Annotated in this window: 16 protein-coding genes and 5 pseudogenes; 12 read left to right on the top strand and 9 right to left on the bottom strand. The window is 68.8% G+C overall.

Going from position 1 to position 19,594, the window contains the following annotated elements:
• Positions 1-117 precede the first annotated feature (117 nt).
• Positions 118-995 (top strand): annotated as a pseudogene (locus tag AB0I18_RS41875) (IS5 family transposase).
• Positions 996-1,016: 21 nt separating this feature from the next.
• Here AB0I18_RS41875 and AB0I18_RS41870 read toward each other — a convergent pair.
• A complete protein-coding gene (locus AB0I18_RS41870) occupies positions 1,017-1,982 on the bottom strand; it encodes an NAD(P)-dependent alcohol dehydrogenase (RefSeq protein ID WP_363111010.1) in 966 nt (321 codons plus the stop codon).
• A 113-nt stretch (positions 1,983-2,095) separates the two neighbouring features.
• Between AB0I18_RS41870 and AB0I18_RS41865 the strand changes: the two genes are divergently transcribed.
• Positions 2,096-2,776: a helix-turn-helix domain-containing protein gene (locus tag AB0I18_RS41865; protein ID WP_363111009.1), complete on the top strand. Its 681-nt coding sequence runs from the start codon at positions 2,096-2,098 to the stop codon at positions 2,774-2,776.
• Positions 2,777-3,558: 782 nt separating this feature from the next.
• Here AB0I18_RS41865 and AB0I18_RS41860 read toward each other — a convergent pair.
• Positions 3,559-3,760 (bottom strand): annotated as a pseudogene (locus tag AB0I18_RS41860) (IS256 family transposase); the annotation flags it as partial.
• Positions 3,761-3,824: 64 nt separating this feature from the next.
• Between AB0I18_RS41860 and AB0I18_RS41855 the strand changes: the two are divergent.
• On the top strand, positions 3,825-4,862 hold the full coding sequence (locus tag AB0I18_RS41855; protein ID WP_363111008.1) for an MBL fold metallo-hydrolase: 1,038 nt from the start codon (positions 3,825-3,827) through the stop codon (positions 4,860-4,862).
• An 84-nt stretch (positions 4,863-4,946) separates the two neighbouring features.
• On the opposite strand, the pseudogene AB0I18_RS41850 reads toward AB0I18_RS41855, so the two are convergent.
• Positions 4,947-5,471 (bottom strand): annotated as a pseudogene (locus AB0I18_RS41850) (transposase); the annotation flags it as partial.
• Between the two features lie 134 nt (positions 5,472-5,605).
• Positions 5,606-6,298: a PASTA domain-containing protein gene (locus tag AB0I18_RS41845; RefSeq protein WP_363111007.1), complete on the bottom strand. Its 693-nt coding sequence runs from the start codon at positions 6,296-6,298 to the stop codon at positions 5,606-5,608.
• A gap of 152 nt (positions 6,299-6,450) precedes the next feature.
• Between AB0I18_RS41845 and AB0I18_RS41840 the strand changes: the two are divergent.
• From AB0I18_RS41840 to AB0I18_RS41830, 3 genes and pseudogenes are all read left to right on the top strand, one after another.
• Positions 6,451-6,579 (top strand): annotated as a pseudogene (locus tag AB0I18_RS41840) (IS30 family transposase); the annotation flags it as partial.
• Between the two features lie 741 nt (positions 6,580-7,320).
• On the top strand, positions 7,321-7,839 hold the full coding sequence (locus AB0I18_RS41835; RefSeq protein WP_363111006.1) for a hypothetical protein: 519 nt from the start codon (positions 7,321-7,323) through the stop codon (positions 7,837-7,839).
• Positions 7,840-7,852: 13 nt separating this feature from the next.
• Positions 7,853-8,014: a hypothetical protein gene (locus AB0I18_RS41830; protein WP_363111005.1), complete on the top strand. Its 162-nt coding sequence runs from the start codon at positions 7,853-7,855 to the stop codon at positions 8,012-8,014.
• Here the strand turns inward: AB0I18_RS41830 and AB0I18_RS41825 are convergent.
• From AB0I18_RS41825 to AB0I18_RS41810, 4 genes are all read right to left on the bottom strand, one after another.
• Positions 7,992-10,814 carry a LuxR C-terminal-related transcriptional regulator gene (locus AB0I18_RS41825; RefSeq protein ID WP_363111004.1) on the bottom strand — a complete coding sequence of 941 codons (2,823 nt, stop codon included), beginning with the start codon at positions 10,812-10,814 and terminating at the stop codon, positions 7,992-7,994. The genes AB0I18_RS41830 and AB0I18_RS41825 overlap by 23 nt on opposite strands.
• A 322-nt stretch (positions 10,815-11,136) precedes the next feature.
• Entirely contained in the window at positions 11,137-11,976 is an 840-nt protein-coding gene (locus AB0I18_RS41820; RefSeq protein WP_363111003.1) for an IS5 family transposase, read from the bottom strand.
• 334 nt (positions 11,977-12,310) lie between these two features.
• Positions 12,311-13,075 carry an SDR family NAD(P)-dependent oxidoreductase gene (locus AB0I18_RS41815; protein ID WP_363111002.1) on the bottom strand — a complete coding sequence of 255 codons (765 nt, stop codon included), beginning with the start codon at positions 13,073-13,075 and terminating at the stop codon, positions 12,311-12,313.
• A 48-nt stretch (positions 13,076-13,123) separates the two neighbouring features.
• Complete coding sequence (locus AB0I18_RS41810; protein WP_363111001.1) at positions 13,124-13,723, bottom strand: DUF4386 domain-containing protein; 600 nt, start codon at positions 13,721-13,723, stop codon at positions 13,124-13,126.
• 170 nt (positions 13,724-13,893) lie between these two features.
• Here AB0I18_RS41810 and AB0I18_RS41805 point away from each other — a divergent pair, with 170 nt between their 5' ends.
• The 5 genes and pseudogenes from AB0I18_RS41805 to AB0I18_RS41785 all read left to right on the top strand — a co-directional run bounded on the left by AB0I18_RS41805 (position 13,894) and on the right by AB0I18_RS41785 (position 16,542).
• Positions 13,894-14,454, top strand: coding sequence for a MarR family transcriptional regulator (locus AB0I18_RS41805; RefSeq protein WP_363111000.1), 561 nt, complete (start codon positions 13,894-13,896; stop codon positions 14,452-14,454).
• 223 nt (positions 14,455-14,677) lie between these two features.
• A complete protein-coding gene (locus tag AB0I18_RS41800) occupies positions 14,678-15,649 on the top strand; it encodes an alpha/beta hydrolase (protein ID WP_363110999.1) in 972 nt (323 codons plus the stop codon).
• A 98-nt stretch (positions 15,650-15,747) separates the two neighbouring features.
• Complete coding sequence (locus AB0I18_RS41795; protein ID WP_363110998.1) at positions 15,748-16,224, top strand: cupin domain-containing protein; 477 nt, start codon at positions 15,748-15,750, stop codon at positions 16,222-16,224.
• Positions 16,225-16,291: 67 nt separating this feature from the next.
• Positions 16,292-16,357, top strand: a pseudogene (locus AB0I18_RS41790) (hypothetical protein); the annotation flags it as partial.
• A 38-nt stretch (positions 16,358-16,395) separates the two neighbouring features.
• A complete protein-coding gene (locus AB0I18_RS41785) occupies positions 16,396-16,542 on the top strand; it encodes a hypothetical protein (RefSeq protein ID WP_363110997.1) in 147 nt (48 codons plus the stop codon).
• A 1,438-nt stretch (positions 16,543-17,980) separates the two neighbouring features.
• Here the strand turns inward: AB0I18_RS41785 and AB0I18_RS41780 are convergent.
• On the bottom strand, positions 17,981-18,727 hold the full coding sequence (locus AB0I18_RS41780) for an SDR family NAD(P)-dependent oxidoreductase (protein ID WP_363110996.1): 747 nt from the start codon (positions 18,725-18,727) through the stop codon (positions 17,981-17,983).
• A 159-nt stretch (positions 18,728-18,886) separates the two neighbouring features.
• Between AB0I18_RS41780 and AB0I18_RS41775 the strand changes: the two genes are divergently transcribed.
• Positions 18,887-19,594: helix-turn-helix transcriptional regulator (locus AB0I18_RS41775; RefSeq protein WP_363111024.1), on the top strand; the 708-nt coding region annotated here is incomplete at its 3' end.

Genomic DNA, 19,594 nt, shown 5'->3' with positions numbered 1-19,594 from the left:
GGGGTGGGGCATGTCCGCGGGCGTCAGCCGTAGAACCGTTCTGGCTGTGGGTGCGGGTGTGCCGACGAAGGCTAGGGTCTGTTGCGAAAGTGGATCTTGGTCGTGGATGATCACGCCCTGTGGGGGCGTGGTGATCTGACGAATGGACAGTGGGCCCGGCTTGAGCCGTTGTTGCCGCAGGGCATCAAGGCGGGCCGTCCGCCGGTGTGGACGCGACGGCAGCTGATAGACGGGATCCGGTGGCGGACCCGTACCGGTGCTCGCTGGCGTGATGTGCCGGAACGCTACGGGCCCTGGGAACGGGTCTACGACCTGTTCCGGCGCTGGCAGCGCGATGGCACCTGGGCCAGGTTCGTCACTCAGCTCCAAGCTCAGGCGGACGCGAAGGGCCTGATCACCTGGGACGTGAATATCGACTCCACCATCTGCCGGGCCCACCAGCACGCCGCCGGGGCCTCGAAAAAGGGGATCTGCAAAAGGAACCGCCCGGCGGCATTGCCGTTGAGCCGGCCGACCATGGTCTCGGACGTTCCCGAGGCGGCCTGACCACCAAGATCCACCTGGCCGTCGAGCAGGGGCAGAAGCCGCTGAGCGTCGTGATCACAGCCGGCCAGCGGGGTGACTTGCCGCAATTCGAGCCGGTCCTGGAAGCCATCCGGGTACCTCGCCTTGGTCCGGGCAGGCCCCGCAGATGGCCGGACCGGGTGCGGGCCGACAAAGCGTACGACTCCCGCCGCAGCCGGGCCTACCTGCGCAGACGCGGGATCAAGGCGACCATCCCGGTCCCCGCCGACCGCGTCCGCAACCGCCAGAAGCTCGGTGCCCGAGGCGGTCGGCCGCCGAAGTTCGACAAAACCGACTACCGCGAGCGGCATGCCGCCGAGTGCGGGATCAACCGCCTCAAGCGCCACTGGGCCGTGGCCACGAGATACGACAAGCTCGCCGTCCGCTACGAGGCGACCGTGTTGGCCGCAGTCCTCAACGAGCGGCTGTGACCAGCACCTTCCCAACAAACCCTAGTCGACCCTGACCACGTACTTGCCCCGCACCCCGCCCGCCTCCAGCGCCCGGTGTGCGGCCGCTGTCTCTTCCAGCGGGAAGACCGTGTCCACCGCCGGCCGCAGCTTCCCCTCTGTCACCTGGCGGGCGAGGTCGTCGAAGAGCGCACGTTCGGGGTTGCCGCTGAAGAAGCGCACCCGGCCGCGTCCGTGGACGGCGCTGGCCGCGATGTAGCCCAGCGAGGCGGCGGGCCGCGTCAGGTCGAAGGCGATGGTGACCATGCGTCCGCCCGGCTTCAGCATCCGCCGTACGGTACGCAGGTCGGTGCCCGCCGTGTCGAGGACCACGTCGAACAGTCCCAGTTCCGCAGGGGACACGGTCCGGTGATCGACGGCGTGGTGGGCACCGAGCGTACGGACGAAGTCGAGGTTGGCGGCCCGGGCCAGGGCCGTGACCTCGGCACCGTACGCCTGTCCCAGTTGGACGGCGGCGTTGCCGACGCCGCCCGCCGCGCCCCGTACAAGCAGCCGTTCGCCGGGGCGCAGTGCGGCCTTGTCGCGGAGGGCCGTGACGGCCGTGGTGGCCACCGGCAGCGCGGCGGCGGCCACGAGGTCCAGTCCGTCCGGGACCCGGCCGAGCCGCTCGGGCCGTACCGTCACGTACTCGGCGGCGCTGCCGAATCCGGAGCTGCGGCCCAGGACGCCCCACACCTGGTCGCCGACCGCTACGCCGGTCGCGCCGGTGCCGAGTGCGGCGATCTCGCCAGTGAAGTCCAGCCCGATGCGCTGCGGGAACTTCCGGCCGGTGAGGAGGCGGACCCGACCGGAACGGGCCGCCCGTTCGCCGCCGTTCACGCTGAACGCGCGCACGCGCACGAGGACCTCGCCGGGGGCCGGTCCGGGACGTGGCACCCGGCCCACATACAGCACCTCGGGGCCGCCGAAGCGGTCGAACAGTACGGCTTTCATCGTGCGGTCGTCCATCGTTGTGTTCTCACCTTCGCCACCAGTGGCCGTACGGGGGGGGGGATCGTGGCGCCGAGCGTAGGCTGGTAAGCGGACGAGATCGTCCATTTGACCGGAGGTGAGAGACAGCGGTGGGGGAATCCTCTCGGATCGCGGGGCAGGACAGTCTGCGGGCGGACGCCCGGCGCAACCGCCAGCGCATCCTCTCGGCCGCCCGCGTGGTCTTCGCCGAACACGGCATCGACGCGCCCATGGCGACCGTGGCCCGGCGGGCTGGGGTCGGCGTGGCGACGCTGTACCGGCGTTTCCCGACGCGGGACGCCCTGGTGCGGGCCGCGTTCGCGCACCAGATGGACACCTGTGCTCGGGCGCTCACCGAGGCGCTGGCCGACCCCGATCCGTGGCAGGGCTTCCAGCGACTGGTCGAGACGGTCTGCGAACTGCAACGGGAGGAACGAGGCTTCCCGGCCGCGTTCGTCGCGGCCTTTCCGGACAGCACGCGAGAACACGCGCGGGTACGGGAACAGGCCGAGCAGGACTTCATGACCCTGGTCCGCAGGGCTCAGGCGGCGGGCGTGCTGCGGGCCGACTTCCACCCCTCCGACTTTGCCGTGGCCCTGTTGTCCCACTGCGGTCTGGTCACCGCATTGCCGGGTGACCGTGCGGCGTCCCGGCGTCTGGTGGCGTACTTGCTCCAGTCGTTCCGCGCTGAGGCGGCCCACGGAGCGCTGCCAGCGCCGAGCGCACTGTCGCTGCGCAGTCTTCCGCTCGCGGCCCACGGCTCGCAGGGACAGCGGTCCTTCGGAGCCTGATACGAAGCGGCGCCTGCCGCGTGGCCGCCCTTCGGGCGACCGCGCCACTTTCGCAACAGGCCCTTCAGTAGCTGATGCGGTGGGCGTTGCCGCTGGCACAGCGGCCGGCGGACTCGGCGCAGCAGCAGTTGGTGCTGCATGTATCGGTACTGGCGGCGCCGCATGTGTTGGCGCCGCTGTCGTCACCGGCGCGCTTTGGGGCGCAGGGGGCGGCGCTGCTGGCGCCGCCATTGCAGGCGGAACGCAAGCGGAGCGAGAGAACGGTATGTGGGGCGGCCTGATTGGTGGAGCAGTCGGGAGCTTCTTCTGAGGAGAGAACTCGTGGAACGAAAGAGTCCGAACACCCTGGCGATCTTGGTCAGTTGCGCTGCTCTTACCTGCCTCGTAGGAGTTGTTGCCACTGCGGCTGGACTTTTCGACTGGCCACTTTGGCAGTCCGCCGTGCTCTTCGCCGCGGTCGGTCTCATTGCGGGCGGTATCGCCGTAGCGCGGCGAAAGGCAGCATCTGGAAGCGGCGAAGAAGCACGATGACATCCGCGGCCAGTGAGGTTTTCCACGGATTCAAGAAGAGGAATTGTCAAGACTTGTGGATGAGGAGTGGTCGGCTGCTGGCAGGCATAGGAGCTTGAGTCTCCCGTAGGGGGAGACGCCAAGGTGGGGGCATGGACGGCGACACGCACGCGTAGACCGGATAATCGTCACTCATCGCCTTGATCGCCACGGCGCGCGAGCGCCTGAGATCCCCCCCCACCCTCCGGCTTCTGCGGATCAGCTGAGGCTGCTCACGCCGCGAGGGTCTCGGGGCGTTCGACGAGGTGCCGCGTTCGAATCGGCCCCGGCACGGACCAGGGCAACGAGGTGGGGTGTGTTCACGGCCAGCCAGCGGGCCTGGGCCGACTCGACCAGCTTGAAGACCATGGCCAGCCCGGCGGCCCGGCTGCCAGCACCCTTGGTCTGCAACCGCACGGTGGCGAACGTCGACTCGGCTCCTTCGCCTATCGTGATCCCGATTCGGCTCACGTGTCAGAACGGTAACCAGGAGACTGCCATGACCCATTTCCCCGGACACGACGACTTAGCCGGCCACCTGTCCAGGCGTCGCTTCGGCCAACTCGCCGCCCTCGGACTCGCTGCCGGTGCCGGCTCGGTCGCCCTCACCTCACCGGCCGTGGCCGTCGGAGCGGAAGCACAGGATTACTACGACCGTGCCCGCAGGCTGGCCGGGAGCGATCCGGTCCTCCTCGCCCTCGTGAGGGCTCTGACCCCTGACATCGACTTTCCCCGCCCGCCCGCGCCGGAGCCGCTGAAGATCTTCGACAACCTGGCCTTTCTGAGCGCGGGATGGATCTCCGCCATGGCGGTGCTGACCGACGACGGGATCGTACTGATCGACGCGCTCACCTCCCCCGCGGAGGCCGAGAGCATTCTCGTTCCCGGGTTGCGCGAGCTGGGAGCCGATCCGGAGACGATCAAGTACGTCGTCGTCACCCACGGCCACGATGACCATTTCGGCGGCGCACAGTACCTCGCCGACCGCTACGGAGCACGTGTCCTGATGACGCCGGCCGACTGGGACCTCATCGCCCGAACCCGTCCGGACAATGCCCCCACCCGGGACCTGGAGATCGCGGACGGGCAACAGCTCACGCTCGGCGGGACGACAATCCAACTGCACTACACCCCGGGCCACACCTCGGGCACCGTCTCGCCGATCATCCCGGTGCGGGCGGGCTGCGAGCGCCACACAGCCATGCTGTGGGGCGGCATGAACCCGCCCACCGCACTCACGGAGCTACGCACCTACCTGGCGTCCATCCACTCCTTCCGGGACCGGATCCGGCAGGCGAACGTGGACGTGGAACTGTCCAACCACCCCAACGACCGCGGTCTCCAACGCGCCGAGCAGCTTCGGAACCGGCCCGACGGAGTCAACCCCTTCGTACTCGGCCGGCCGCGGACGCAGCGGTTCATGGCGGTGATGGACCTCATGCTGCGCGGGAGGATCGCCGACGCCGAAGCAGCCGAAACCCCAGGCGGCGCCCTCCCCGAGGCCGACCGCCACGACGCCGGCCACCACACCCGATGACTGCCGCTCTGCCACACGCCGCGTCGGGGCACACACGACACATACGCGAGGTCCAGAGGACACCTGTGGGTCGGTTGAGGTTGTTCAGGCTGCGTGAGTCTCGGGGCGTTCGACGAGGTGGCCGCGTTCGAAGCGGGCCCCGGCTCGCACGAGGGCAACGAGGTGGGGTGCGTTGACTGCTCGCCAGCGGGCCTGGGCGGACTCGACGAGCTTGAAAACCATGGCAAGCGCGGCGGCGGCACTGCCGGCGCCGTTGGTGACCTTGGTCCGCAGCCGTACCGTCGCGAAGGTCGATTCAATGGGATTCGTCGTGCGCAGGTGAACCCAGTGCTCGGCCGGGAAGTCGTAGAACGCCAGCAGCTCGTCGACATCGTCGGTGATCTTCTTGACGGCCTTGGGCCACTTCGTGCCGTAGGTCTTGTCGAACGCGGCGACGGCCGTGACCGCGTGCTCGCGGTCCTCGGCGTTGTAGATGTCCTGCAGCGCCTTGCGCGCGCCGGGCTGGGCCGACTTCGGGGCGTTGAGCACATTGGCCGTTTTGTGAACCCAGCACCGCTGATGGCGGGTTTCAGGAAACACCTCCGCCAGGGCCGTCCACAATCCGTTTGCAGCTCGTCGACACCCCGGGGCGAGCTCCGTGTCTCCGCTCCGGCGAGACGCATGCGCACCATAGGCGGCCCTACACGCCTGCGCCGGGACCGCGAGTTCCGCGGTCCCGGCGCTTGTGGAGGGCAGCTGATCCGTCACATGCACTGTTGGGGTGGCGTGGGCTTCCTGCCGATCGTGATCGACACCGAGGACCCCCGTACCAGAGGGGTGCCCGCGGTGGGGTTCTGCCTGCTCACCCTTTGTACGTTGTCGCAGTCGACGGCACTGCCCACGCCGCCGAGCCTGTATCCCGCGTTCAACAGCGCCTGCCTGGCCTGAGTCTGGGTGCCGCCGGTCAGGTCCGGGACGAAGGTGACTCCGGTGACCGAGGCCGTGACGGATGCCAGGTGCCTGGAAAACCCGGTGTCCGACGACAGGTCGAGCACGGTCACGTCCCAGGTGGCGGTGCCGGTGAAGCCGATGAACACCGACCGCGAACCGCCGGCGACCGGGAAGATCTCCGTCGACGGGTTGAAGCCCGGTCCGCTGATCTGCAACGCGTTCTCGGAGGTGCAGTTCACGCCGTCGGCGCTCCACTGCACTTGGGCGTTCTGCCCGAACACCACTGGTGATGGCGCGACCGTGATCGAGGCGGTCGCAGTGAGCGCGCAGTTCAGCCCCGGGTCGTCCGCGTGCGCGGGTGTCACGGCGAAGGCGGTCGCCAGCAGCGCCACCACAACCAGCACCCCGGCCTTGGGCGACCGCGCCCACCGGCCTGCCCGCCTCCGTAGCCAGGTGGCCATCCTCCCGGGCATCTGGTGGTGTGCCACATTCGATGGTTGTTCCATGATTCCCCCTTCTTGACATGCGCGGCGCCCCGGCTGCGGTGGATACCGCGAAAGGCACCAGCCGGGGCCGTCAGCGACTGGTCGACAGTCTGTTTCACCGGGACCGACCAGTCGCTCACCGGTCCGCTCAGCGGTACTGGGCGATGGACAAGCGGTGGAGCCCGGAGCAGATCTACCAGGCTCTGCGGACACAATTTCCCGACCGGCCGGAGATGCACGTGGTCCACGAGACCGTCTACCAGGCCCTCTACGTCCAAAGCCGCGGCGAACTATGCCGTGAGCCTGGCCCGCGCCCATTGAACGAATGTTCAAGGCGCCGGCCGATGCGGCCATCACCAGCGTCCCGAAGATCTTGCTGCGTGCCTTCACGATGCCTTCTCTCTATTGGTCTGGACCGAACGGGCCGGTGGGTCTGGCCTGGGTCCATGCGCGCCGCAGTTGCGCTACGTCCGGTGGCGGCAGCCGTGGCTTCGGTCGGTCTGCTGATGAGCGTTGCGCGGCGGCGGAATGGGTAGGGAATCCCGGACGATCCCGGCGGTGTGGGCGTCAACGTGCCCGCCGTCCGCTGCTGGGAGCCCGATTGTGGACAGAGCCCCTGACGTCAGTCGTGGTCATGGCTGCCGGCGGCTCGGGTGGTGTGGACAGCAGTCCTTGGAACTGGCGCAGCGGCGACCGTCGGGTAGCCGAAGCGCGAGTCCGTTGCCGATGGCGAAGAGCGTGCTCAGCCAGCCATGAGGCTCGCGCCTGGCGCTGGTATGTTGGTGCGCTGAGCGGCTGCCAGGGCGGCAACGGCGTGGTGTGGGATCATCTTCAATGCTCCTTCGAGGGTGCTCAACCAGCGACCGTTTGTGGCTGGTGCCAACCCTGAGCCAGAGCGGGCTATCAGACATCCGTGCCCGTCACGGACCCGAGGATTGCGTGGTGGCATCCGTGCTCGGCACCGATGCGCTGCACCCAGGCATGCGAGCACGCTCCTTCACGCAGATCCATCGGGGGACCTGCACCCAAGAGCGTGGACACCAATGACCACAGCAACCGTCGCCGCGACGATCGACGAGGCGAAACTCGAAGCGTTCGTCGGACAGGCGGTGCTTGACATGAGGGCAGCCATCTCCCGGCTGCTGCACATCGGCGACCGGCTGGGCCTTTACAAGGCGATGACCGGCGCCGGGCCGATCACCTCGTCCGTGCTGGCGCAATGCGTCGATACCACTGAGCGCCATGTCCGTGCGTGGCTCGGCAACCAGGCAGCCAGCGGCTATGTCGTCTACAACCCGGCTGGCGGCGGCACCTATGAACCGGCGGAACAGGCCATGGTCGTCGCGAACGAAGACAGCCCGATCGTCCTCGGCAGCACCTTCGAGACCATCGCGTCGTGCTACGCCGGCCACGAGGTATTCGTCGACGCATTCCGCACCGGCGCGGGCGTCGGCTGGGCAGAGCACGACCGCTCCAGCACCGGACGGCACGCTGTTGCTGGTCCAGCCGAACGCCGGCGACGTACTGGAGCAGAACCTGAACCAGGTCGGACGAACCTATGACGGCCCGTCCACGGTGATCTGCACGCCAGGCTCGCCGGCCCAGGAAGTCGGACTGGGACTGGGTGCGCAGGCCGGTGAACGCCGACTGGCCGCCGTGCTGCGCGAGGCCGGGTTCAGCCACGTGCGGCGGGCGACCAAGACCCCGTTCAACATCATTGTGGAGGCCAGGCCATAGCCGTCGCACCCATCCTCGCCAGCTCGGACTCGCCACGTGCTCGTTGCGCCCCGCCGAGGAAGACGAGCGCCCGGGCCCATTGGTAGCGGCAGCCGGCACCCTCCAGGGCAGCGGCCGCGGCGGTCAAACCGTCGCGGCCGACGTCTCCTGTGGCCAAGACCGCCGCTCGGTCGACGATGGCGGTGGCGATCGGGTTTCCCACCGTCACCAGGCGCGCGCGCTGAATGCGAGCGGCGGCGTCCTGGTGCCCGCTGAGGGCTGCTGCCTCGGCCCACACGGCGGCGTACCAGGTACGCCACACGCTGTCGTACCAGTCCGTCAACTGCCCCGGAGGCGTGTGTAACACCTGCACCGCCTGCTGGGGCAGACCGCGGTGCAGCAGGAGCAAGGCGTCGAAAAATTCGCCGTACCGAAGCGGTGACGGCGAGCGGCCAGGCGTCCCGAGGGCGTCGATGATGTCCAGCCACACAGCACGGGCGTCGTCGTCCCCGCGCAGTCCGTGGACCGTCGCGGCCGCATACGCGGCGCTCCTGAGATTGCCCGCACGCGGCCGGCCGGCCCGGCCCCACCCCTCGCGGAAACGCTCCGCCAGCGTGATCGTCTCGTCCCAGTCGCCCGCGAGCGCCGTGACGACGAGCATCCGCCTGGTCGCCAAGTGGCCCTCCTCACGGTAGAACGGCAGATCCCGCAGGCGCTCGGCATATCTCCTCGCGGCTCGTAGGTCACCGACGGCGACGGCGCAATGGTCGGCCATGCCGAACCCGTCGAAGAACTCAAACCCGGTCGTGGCCGTCACCTGCAGCGGGGCCAGCAGCTCGGTGCGCCGCATCGCGCTGGCCGCCGCGGCTCGGACCTCGCCGCGGCCCAGCTGCACCGCAGTGAGCTGGTCGAGCGCGGCGCTCTCGATCAGTGGGTCATCGATGCGGCGGGCCAGCGTGAGCGCGCGCTCGATGAGCTCGAGGGTGGCCGGATCGGCGATCGCGCCGTTGCACGCCTCGGCGGTGAGCAGGCGCGCCTGCGCAGCCAGGTCGCTGTCGGCCAGCGTCCACGCCTCGGCGATCAGCGCCTCCACCTCTCCGGCCGCGGGCTCGGTCTCGATCAGCCCCGGGGCGCGGTTGATGAACTCGGCATTCCGGGCGAGGTCACCAGCCGCGCCAACCCGATCACCCGCTCGTATCGCTGCGTCGGCCGCAGCCCTGCGCAGCCGCAGCGCGTCGTTGCCGAAATGCCGAGACTCGGCGGCACCTGCCGCACAGCGCAAGGCGCCGGCGGCCCTCAAGTCGTCCGCGGCGAGCTCGGCCGCCTGCTCGTAGCGCCGCTGCGACTCCCCGGGCATGCCCCGGGTGAAGGCCAGCTCGGCCAACCCGATCGCCAACCGGTACCCCTCGGGACGGTATTCAGCATTGCCGGCCGCCCAGGCCAGGGCACCTCGCAACTCGTCGGCGACCCGATCGAACGCCCCTCGCCAGGAACCGGCGAGCTCGCGGGAGGTGACCTGGAGATCAGCGCTTTCATCCAGACACCAATTGAGGTGGCGCGAGAGTGCCTGGTCCGACTCGCCGGCGTCTTCGAGCCGATCTGCGCCGTACTGACGGATCGTTTCCAAGGCGCGGTAGCGAGTTCCACTCGGCTCCGCGATCGCGATCAGCAAGCTCTGGTCGGCGAGCCCGGCCAGGATGGTCGCCATGGAGCCGGCCGGCTCCGGTGGCCAACCGGCCAGAACCGTTGCCGCAGCGCCGGCGGTGAACGGGCCGGCGAAAACCGAGATCCGGCGCAGCACCGCCTGATCGGGTTGGGCCAGCAGCGCGTAACTCCAGTCGAGCGTTGAGCGCAACGAACGGTGCCGGTCATCGATTCGTGGTCCGCCGGTCAGCAGCCGCAGCCGGTCGGCCAACCCGGCTTCGAGCCCGTCAAGTCCGAGCGACGCGTGCCGGGCAGCGGCCAGTTCTATCGCCAGCGCCATGCCGTCCAGGCACCGGCAGACGGCGGCGATGCGCTTGTTGTCGTCGGACGTCAGCAGGCTCCCGCCGGCCGAGGCCCGCCCGACAAACAGCTCGACCGCGTCACCGGGGCCGCTGTCGTCGGCTTCGACGGACATCCCGGGCACCGCAAACACCCATTCGAAGGGCACCAGCAACCTGGCCCGGCTGGTGGCGAGCACCGCCAGCCGGGGGCTGCCGGCCAGTAGCCGTTCCAGCAGGACCACCACGCCGTCCAGCAGGTGCTCGCAGTTGTCCAGCACGAGCAGCGTTTCCCGGCCGGCCGTCCAGCCCAGGACGTTGTCCGTCGCTGAGCGGCCCGCACTCTCCCCGAGGCCCAGCGCGTCCGCAATCGCCGCCGCGATCACCAATGGGTCGCTTACGGGTACCAGGTTGACGTACCAAACGCCGTCGGCGAACCGATCGTTCGCCTCCGCAGCGACGCTCAGGGCCAGGCGGGTCTTGCCGACCCCGCCCGGTCCCACAGCCGTGACCAGCCGATGCTCGCGCAGCGCTTTGGTCAGCGCCGCCCGCTCGGCCACCCGCCCGACAAACGGCGTCAACGGCGAGGGCAGCGCCGCGACTGCGGCCGGCGCACCCTCCGGATCAGAGAGCAGGTTCGCCGATACAGCAGCCAGGGCACGGCGATCGTCCACCTGTAACTTGCGCAGCAACGAGGAGACATGACTTTCAACGGTGCGGATAGAGATGAACAACCGAGCGCCGATCTCGGCGTTGGTCAGATGTTCACCGAGTGCGGCAAGGACCTCGGCCTCACGGACTGAGATGCCTACCTCGGGAGGTGTCCTCTGATTGGCCACGTTCAGATTGTGCACGGTGGTCGGCCGGACCTGCCCCGCCAGCCGAAGGAAACCACCATCGCGAAGCCCTGAAAGCTACCGGCGGGTCACTTGTTCCCTGGTGTCCGAGTTAAGACTACGGGGCCGGCACCGTCGGCCCGGCCCGGGCGCCTCCGCGGCGGTCTCCGGGAACCGGGCGTGGCAACCATCGGCCACCCCCACGGGCGACCATTGCACGCCGGTTCCCTGGCAGGGAATTGGTCAGGCGGAACGGTCGTCCACGGCCGACATGAGCACTGAGCTCTCAGAGGGCGTTTGATCTAGGTGGATTGCCCTTTATCTCCTAGTAAGTTCCTCGCCAGGTGGGTGTCGTCTCGTCCGTTATGCGCTTGGTGAGGTTGTCGATCGAGGCGACGTGGATCATGGCCTCGGAGCTGGCGGGCAGGGTCTCGTAGTCTCGGGCGAGGCGCCGGTGCAGCATGATCCAACCAATACTCCGCTCAACGACCCAGCGCCTTTTGACAACGTGAAAGCCACGAACTCCGGGGTTTCTGTTGACGACTTCGACGTCGATTCCGAGGCGGGCGCCGTGTTCGATGACGGCGTTCTTGAAGCCGGTGTCGACCCAACTCTTGGAGATGGTCGGGTAGGCCTTCTTGGCCTGGTCGAGGAGCCGGATTCCGACGGCGTTCTCGGACAGGCTCGCCGCGGTGACGGTCACGGCCAGGATGAGTCCGATCGTGTCGGTGAGGATGCCCCGTTTCCTGCCGACTATCTTCTTGGCGGCGTCGGTTCCCTGGCTGGCCAGGGGCACATTGGTGGAGGTTTTCACGCTCTGGGTGTCGATCACGGAAGCGGTCGGCTCGGGCTTGCGTCCTTCCTTCACGCGGGCCAGGCCGGTCAGGTCGTAGTTGAGTTGGGTGAGGATTCCCTCGTCGCGCCAGGCGGCGTAATAGGCGTAGACAGTGCCGTGGTGGGGGAAGTCGTGCGGAAGGTATTTCCAGGGGATTCCGGTGCGGTTGATGTAGAGGAGTGCGTTGAATACGTCGCGGAGGTCGACTTTGGCCGGCTGCCCGGTGGGCCTGCGGTCGAGCCGGGCCTTGCTCCAGGCCGTCAACGTCGGCTCGATTAAGGCCCATCGGGCGTCGGACAGGTCACTGGGGTACGGCTTCCGCCGGCTCACGCCGTAGCGTGATCATGGATGTGGCGGACGGTGCTGTTCCGCTACTGCTGGGCGATTCCGGCCGATCTTCAAACCAGACGGACTTCGCGCACAAGAACCGGAGCAAACGGGCTACCGAGTCCGCAGCTCGATGAGCACGAGGGTGTGCGTATAGGGCAAACAACTCAAACATGACGGCCGTGAAAGTCACTTACCGGCGCAGACCATCTCTAAATGCCCACTCAGAGGGCGGTTCGTGGATTGATGTCCGTTTCCAAGTGATGCTTGAGGCAGGGGTGCTGGCTGCGGCGCCGGTTACTGCTTCCTGGCTGTCGGCGGCGTGCGCCAGCATGCCTCAGTTGGTGATGCGGCCGCCGGTGACGTCCACCGTGAGGCCGGTCGGCCAGGCGGCGGCGTCGGATGCGAGGAACAGGGCTGTCTGGGCGACGTCTTCGGTCGTACCCATGCGGCCGAGCGGATGCATGGCCGCGATCTTCTGCTGGATGTCGGCCGGCATATTGGCTTCGACCTTCTCGGTGCGGATGGACGACGGCGCGATGGAGTTGACGCGGACTCCGCGGGGGCCGATCTCGGCGGCCAGGTGCCGGGTGAGCATGACCAGTCCGGCATTGGCGACGCCGTAGGCGAGGTTGGCCTGGCTGGGCTGGCGGCCGGCGGCCGAGGACATGGTGATGATCGAGCCGCGGCCGCGTTCGAGCATGCCCGGTAGGAACGCCTGGATGGTCAGGAACGCGGAGGTCAGGTCGGAGTCGAGGACCTCGTGCCAGCGCTGTTCGGTCAGTTCCGTGGGGGCGGTGGGGTGTCCCTGGCCTCCGGCGAAGGCGGCGAGGATGTCGACCGGGCCGAGGTGGGACTCGGCCTGTCGGCGCACGCGGTTGAGCGCTGCCGAGTCGGTGACGTCGGCGACGACGGCGAGGGCCGTTCCGCCCCGGTCGGTGATGTCGGCGATGACCGCGTCCAGGGCCTCTTGGTCTCGTCCGACCGCGCAGATCGCGGCGCCCTGGGCAGCGAAGGCCCGCGCGGTACGCGCGCCGATGCCGCGTGATCCGCCGGTGACGACGGCGGTCTTGCCCTGCAGGTCCGGGTAGTTGCTGAGCATGTGAGGGGCTCCTTGTAGGCGGGCGGCGGTAGGGGCCCGTGCGGGTCTTTACCGGTGCGGCGTGCGGCGGGTCTGCGGTATCAGGACTGCGACGACCACCAGCCACACGGTGCCGCCGAAGCGCACGACGGGAAGGAGATAGCTGAAGCCGAATGCCAGCAGGGTGAGCGTGGAGACCATCCCGACGGCGGCGAGCACCAGTCCGCTCCACGCCACGGCACGCGGCAGCAGGCCGACCAGCAGGCCCGGCACGGAGACTCCGGCGATGAGCAAGGTGAACATCACCACGTACGCGGGGCCGCTGGACAGGAACGACAGGTCGGCCAGGGCGCGTGCGAGACCGAAACTCGCGTCCGCGGGCAGTCGGCCTGCGGTCCAGGCGAACATGGCGCTGACCGTCAGTGCGCCTGCGGCCAGTACCCCTCCGACCAGGGTGATCGCCGAACCTGGCGCGGCGATGCCTAGCGCGCGCAGCCGGCGGTAGAGCACAGCTGTCGAGATCGCCAGGGGCACCGCGGAGGAGAACAGCAGGAAGGCACCGACCTTGATTGTGGTGCCGTGCGCCTGGGCGTAGTCCAGGACCGCGAGGCCCGAGGCCTCGGGGTGCGGGGTGGAGCGGTTGGCGACGACGTACGCGACGGTCAGCACGGCGAATGCCAGGACGGGGCCAGCAGGGGCGGGCCTGACTGCCGGCGGCGTGCGGCGGTTTCGGGGGGCTGCGAGGCAGGGGCGGTGGTCATGGGTTGCTCCTCGGCCGTTTCTATACTCGCGATAATGATTACAAAGCAAAACGATTGTCAAGGAGCTATGGTGTCACCATGAGTACGAATCGTGAGGATGGCGGGTCCAGGCCCGAGGGAGGTGCGGCCTTCCTGCTGGCCCAGCTCGGAGCGCACGCGGCCGCCCGATTCGCGGAACGGATCGCCGGGCTCGATCTGACCCCCGCACAGGCAGGGGTCTTGCGCCTGCTGGCCAGCACTCCAGGGCGCAGCCAGCGCGAAATCGCCGACCAACTCGGGATGCCGCCGAGCCGCTTCGTCCCGTTCGCCGACGAGCTGGAGGAACGCGGGTTGATCGAGCGCCGCAGGAATCCCAGCGACCGGCGCTTGTACGCACTGCACCTGACCGACGAGGGCGTCACGCTGTTGTCCGAGCTCAGAGAGGTCGCCACAGCTCACGAGCAGCAGACCTGCCAGGCACTGACCCCCGACGAGCACGAGCAGTTGCGCGCGCTGCTCCATCGCATGGCGGCGCAGCAGGGACTCAGCCCCGGAATCCACCCCGGCTACCGATGGATCAGGCCCGACCGCATGCACCGCCCTCGCGCACCGCTCACCCCCGAGGAATCACCCACCCCGGGCCAAAGTGGAACCGACTGAACCACGAGGGAGGGGTGCGGGAGAGGCCGCGCCGCCTCTGGGAGAAGGCCGGGACCACGCTCGCCACCTACGAGGCAGCCGGGTGCCACCGACGGAGACGTTCCACCTGGGTGTCGCCTCCTCGCCCTCCCCGTGACCGCGGACCGGCCGGATGTGATGAAGACGCTTCGGGGAACGGCAGCCCCACACATGCAATTGCGTTTGACGAACCAGGAAGCTCGATATGTCAGAAATCGCCCAGCGCACACTCATGGTCAACGGCATCGGCATGCATCTGGCGGAGGCTGGGGAGGGGCCTGCGGTCGTACTGCTGCACGGCTTTCCGGAGCTCGCGTACTCCTGGCGGCATCAGCTGACTGCCCTGGCGGCAGCCGGGTATCGGGCCATCGCCCCCGATATCCGCGGTCACGGACGCACCGACGCCCCCGCGGAGGTGGAGGCGTACGGCATGCGCACGATGATGGCCGACATCACCGGCCTGATGGACGCGCTGGAGGTGGCCGAAGCAGTAGTCGCCGGTCACGATCAAGGCGCACTGCTGGCATGGGCGCTGGCCGAGGCGCACCCGGAGCGAGTGAGAGCCATCGCCGCGCTCGGTGTGCCGTACCACCCCAGGCCGCCGATGCCGCTCACGCAGGCACTGGCCGCCTACCGCCAGGGCAAATTCAACGTCGTGACCTACTTCCAGCAGCCGCACATCCCGGAACGGGAGCTGGAGGCGGATGTGCGCGACACGCTGCTGCGAGTGTTCGCCGCACAGTCCGGCGACGCCGACCCGGATCTGGTGCCGACATGGCTCACGGGCACCCCGGAGGGTGCCGGATTCCTCGACGCGCTTCCGAAGCCGGACCGGCTGCCGTACTGGCTGAGCGAGGCCGACTTGAGCCATTACACGGCGGAGTACGAGCGCACCGGCTTCACCGGCACCTTCAACCGCTACCGCAGCATCGACGCCGACTGGTCGGACGTGCCCGAGCTCGGCACCGGCACCATCACCCAGCCCGCCGTCTACATCACCGGCGACATGGACTCCGCCTACCGGCTCGGCACGCTGGAACCGATGAAGGCCCAGCTCACGGATCTACGCGCGATCGTCATCCTGCCCGGCTGCGGCCACTGGACCCAACAAGAGCGGCCCCACGAGGTGAACGATCAGCTGATCGCCTTCCTCAACGGTCTGGACCGGACGCGGTAGCCCCCCAGCCCACAGCTTCCCCAGGAGAATCCCGCAGACAACAGGCGAGCCGAGTTGACCGGCCGAACGCAGGCCGCATCGAACAAGAGGAGAAGTCGATGTCGTACCCGCCCGCTCAATATCACGGCACCGGTGGCAGGACCAGCGCCGCCTACCGAGTCGCCCGGCAACCGCCTGAGCTGCCGATGAAGGCCGGCGCCGCGAGTTACCTCGCCACCGGCGCCAGCAGCCATGGCCAATTCGGCCTGTACCGATGGGACTTCACCGGTGCCCCCAGCGGCCCGGCACCGCACTACCACCGATCCATCTCGGAGTCGTTCTTCATACTCGCCGGCACAGTACGGCTGTTCAACGGCAACCACTGGATCGACGCGACACCGGGCGACTTCCTCTACGTATCCGAGGGCGGCGTGCACGCCTTCCGAAATGATTCCGGTCAGCCCGCCTCCATGCTTCTGCTGTTCGCGCCTGGAGCGCCGCGCGAGGCGTACTTCGAGGGGCTCGCCGGCCTCGGCGAGTTGACGGAGGACGAGAAGGCCGAGTTCTTCCTGCGCCACGACACCCACTGGCTCTGACTCGCCGAGACGATCCGCGCCACCGAGCCCCGGAACCGCCCGCGCAGGCCCCGCAGCCGTCGACCGGCTGCTGACCCGCACGATCACCGGCGCGGCAAACCACCCGTCATGGCTGCGCAACGTCGCCGCCAACCCTGAAATGCGTCTGAACCTCGGTGGCGAGGAGGTCCCATGCGGGCCGCCATCTTGTCCTCGGAGAAGAAGAAGGAGGTGTGGCCGAAGCTGGTCGCCGCCTACGGCAGCGACGCCGCCATGCAGCGCAAGGCCGACCGGGACATCCCTGTCGTGCGGCTGAGCCCGACCCCCGACCGTGGTTGACGACGCATGGCGTCTCGACGTGCGGACCCTCCTGTGCGGCTGTCGCAGTTCGCGGACGAACACCGCCGGGCGATCGCCTGACGGCATTTCCTCAAAGACTCACGAACCGCCCTCTCACTGCCGATCACGTTGTCGTCCGCGAGAAGAGCGTCCTCTTGCGCCTCGGCAAGGAGCCCCTTGAGCTATCTCCCGAACTGGGCAACCTTCTTCAGCAGATCGCGGCTGATCGCCGCCGTGACGGCCAGATCGGGCAGATCGACGCTCCTTGGCTCTTCCCCGGAATCCGTCCGGGCCAACACCTCAGCCCCATCCCCCTCGCTGCCCGACTCAAGCGGCTGGGTATCCGGTCCCTGCCCAGCCGCACGGCTGCTATCCGCGACCTGACCGCCGAAGTCCCAGCCGCAGTCGTTAACCGCCTTCTCGGCATCAGTACCTCAACCGCTACAAGCTGGTCGAAGAGATCGTCCAACGCCGCATACGCTGCTGAAGTGGCCCGCCGAAGTGACCTGGACGAGTGATGTGGTGGTGGAGGAGTACACCGCGCAGGGGCAGGCACTGGACTGGGGTCGGGCCGACAGCCCAGCGAGTCGCGTCAGCCACGCCGCACCACCGTGCCGCGCTTGGGGCGGGGGCGGGGCGCGCCGGCCCTCCGCTGGCAGCCCCTTCCAGGGCGACGGTCAGGCGGGCAGCACCGGGGGCTCAACGCGCTGGCCAGGACGTCGATCTCGCCTCCGCAGGGCAGGCCGGCGGAGGCGTCGTCGGAACAACCGAAGCGGGCACGTACAGGTCCGCCGCCCGAAGGATGTGCCGGCCAGGTCGTAGACGGCTCCTTGCACGTAGCCGCTGGAGACACTGGCGACCGCCTCGCCGTCGGCGAGCGCCGTGCAGGGAGAAAAGGGCACGCTGCCACTGACTGCACGACGGTGGCGAGGGCTGAGGGGCGGGCTTCACGGCACGACGCGGACGGGGTGTCTGCGAGGTTCAGCATGGCGGACTCTGCGTGCGAGACGGCGGGCGGATGAAGAGTATGGGCGGGCCGTCGCCGTGTCGTCTGGGGGAGGTTGGGCACGGCGACGGCCCTGGATGCCCGGCGGCGGCCCGCTCAGCCACTGCCGGACGGCCGGAGGGGCACCCGGGTGTTCAGCACAGGGCCTGTGCTGTGATGGGCAGTTCGCGAACGCGGCAGCCGGTGGTGTGGAAGACGGCGTTCGCGATCACACTGCTGCAGCCGAAGGTCGCCGCCCGCGTCCACGACATCTTCCCCCCCTTGGGCAGCCCGGCCGGCCTCGACACCGCAGCGACCGGGTGCGCCATGCTCCTGCAGATCCGTGAGCCGCGGGGACAACCTCACCCTCGCCAACCCGTCCGAGACTGGTCCAACGAACTTCGCCGCCGCGGACGCCCGGCGTGCGGACCATTCGTCAATTCGGTGTGACGCTCAGCGGTAGTCGCTGAGCATGGCCAGGACGTCGTTGTAGGTACCGTTCGCCACCGCGTCACGAAAGAACCTGGCACGCTCGCCGACGATCTCTCCGACGTCGGGCTTCTTGCGCAGAAGGTCCATGGTCTCGGTGAGGTAGTCCTCCAGCGGCATGGACCTCTCGTCGTCCTGCTGACCGAGGAGGGTGGTGCGCACGCCTGGCGGGACCACCTCGATCACCTGGACGCTGCTGCTGGCGAGCTGCACGCGCAGGCTCTCGGTGAAGGAGTGCAGTGCGGCCTTGGTCGCGCCGTAGGTCGGAGTGCCCGCCAGCGGCACGAAGGCCAGCGACGAGGTGACGTTCATGACGACCGCGTCGTCCTTGCCGACCAGCAGGGGGAGGAAGGCGTACGTCATCCGGATCGTGCCGAGCAGGTTGACCGTGACGTGGTCCTCGGCGACCGGGAGAGAGGCGGGGTCGAGGAGGTTCTCCCACAGCATGATGCCCGCGTTGTTGACCAGGATGTTCAGCTCGGGGTAGCTCGCCGCCACCGTCTCACGGACCCGGGCGATCGAGTCGGGGTCCGTGACGTCGAGGACGAGCGCGTCGATGCCCGGGTGCTCGGCCGTGATCTCGTCGAGCAGCTCCTTGCGGCGGCCCGCGACGACCACTTTGTTGCCCGCCTCGTGCAGACGCAGCGCCAGGCCGAGTCCGATGCCCGAGGTGCCACCGGTGATCAGGATCGTGTTGCCGGTCATCTTCATGGGGGTGCTCTCCTTCGCTGGCTGCGGGCCGGTGAGCGCCCGCAGCCCCGACCGTAGGAGCGCCTGCGCCAAGGCGGGAGGGGAGGGATTTATCCATGGATCGGCGGTCTCTGGCTGGGCCGACGCACAACGGCGACCATGGGGGACATGGGCAAGGGCATGGAGAAGAAAGAGCTGGCGCAGTTCCTGCGCCGGCGGCGCGAGACGCTGCGCCCCGCCGACGTGGGACTGCTGGAGGGCCGACGCCGGCGCACCCAGGGGCTGCGCCGCGAGGAGGTCGCCCAGCTCGCCGGCATGTCCACCGACTACTACGCCCGCCTGGAACAGCAGCGCGCCCCGCAGCCTTCCGTCCAGATCACCACCGCCCTCGCCAGGGCCCTGCGCCTGACCCCGGACGAACGCGACCACCTCTTCGCCCTCGTCGGCCACAACGCTCCGGCCCGCTTCCAGCACAGCGAGCACGTCAGCCCGGCCCTCCTGCGGGTCCTGGAACGCCTGAACGACGACACCCCAGCCCTGGTGCTGACCGACATGGCCGAGACCCTCGCGATGAACCCGATCGCCACCGCCCTGCTCGGCGACCAGACCCGCCATACGGGCCTGGCCCGCAGCGGCTACTACCGCTGGTTCACCGACCCTGTCGAACGCCTGTACTTCGCCGAAGAAGACCGCCCGCGCCACACCCGCACCCAGGCGGCCCGTCTGCGAGCCGCGTTGACGGCCGGCAGCGACGTCGCCCGAGCCACCCGTATCATCGCCGAACTCCAGGAAGTCAGCCCCGAGTTCGTCCGCGCGTGGGAACTCCAGGGTCAGCGTCGGCCTGCTCGATCACGGCACACACCACCTGCTGACAAGTACCGAACCGGA

This window comes from Streptomyces sp. NPDC050704 (assembly GCF_040654355.1).
Lineage (GTDB): Bacteria > Actinomycetota > Actinomycetes > Streptomycetales > Streptomycetaceae > Streptomyces.
Note: the sequence above shows the minus strand (reverse complement) of the source record. Positions and strands in the feature narration are given on the sequence as shown.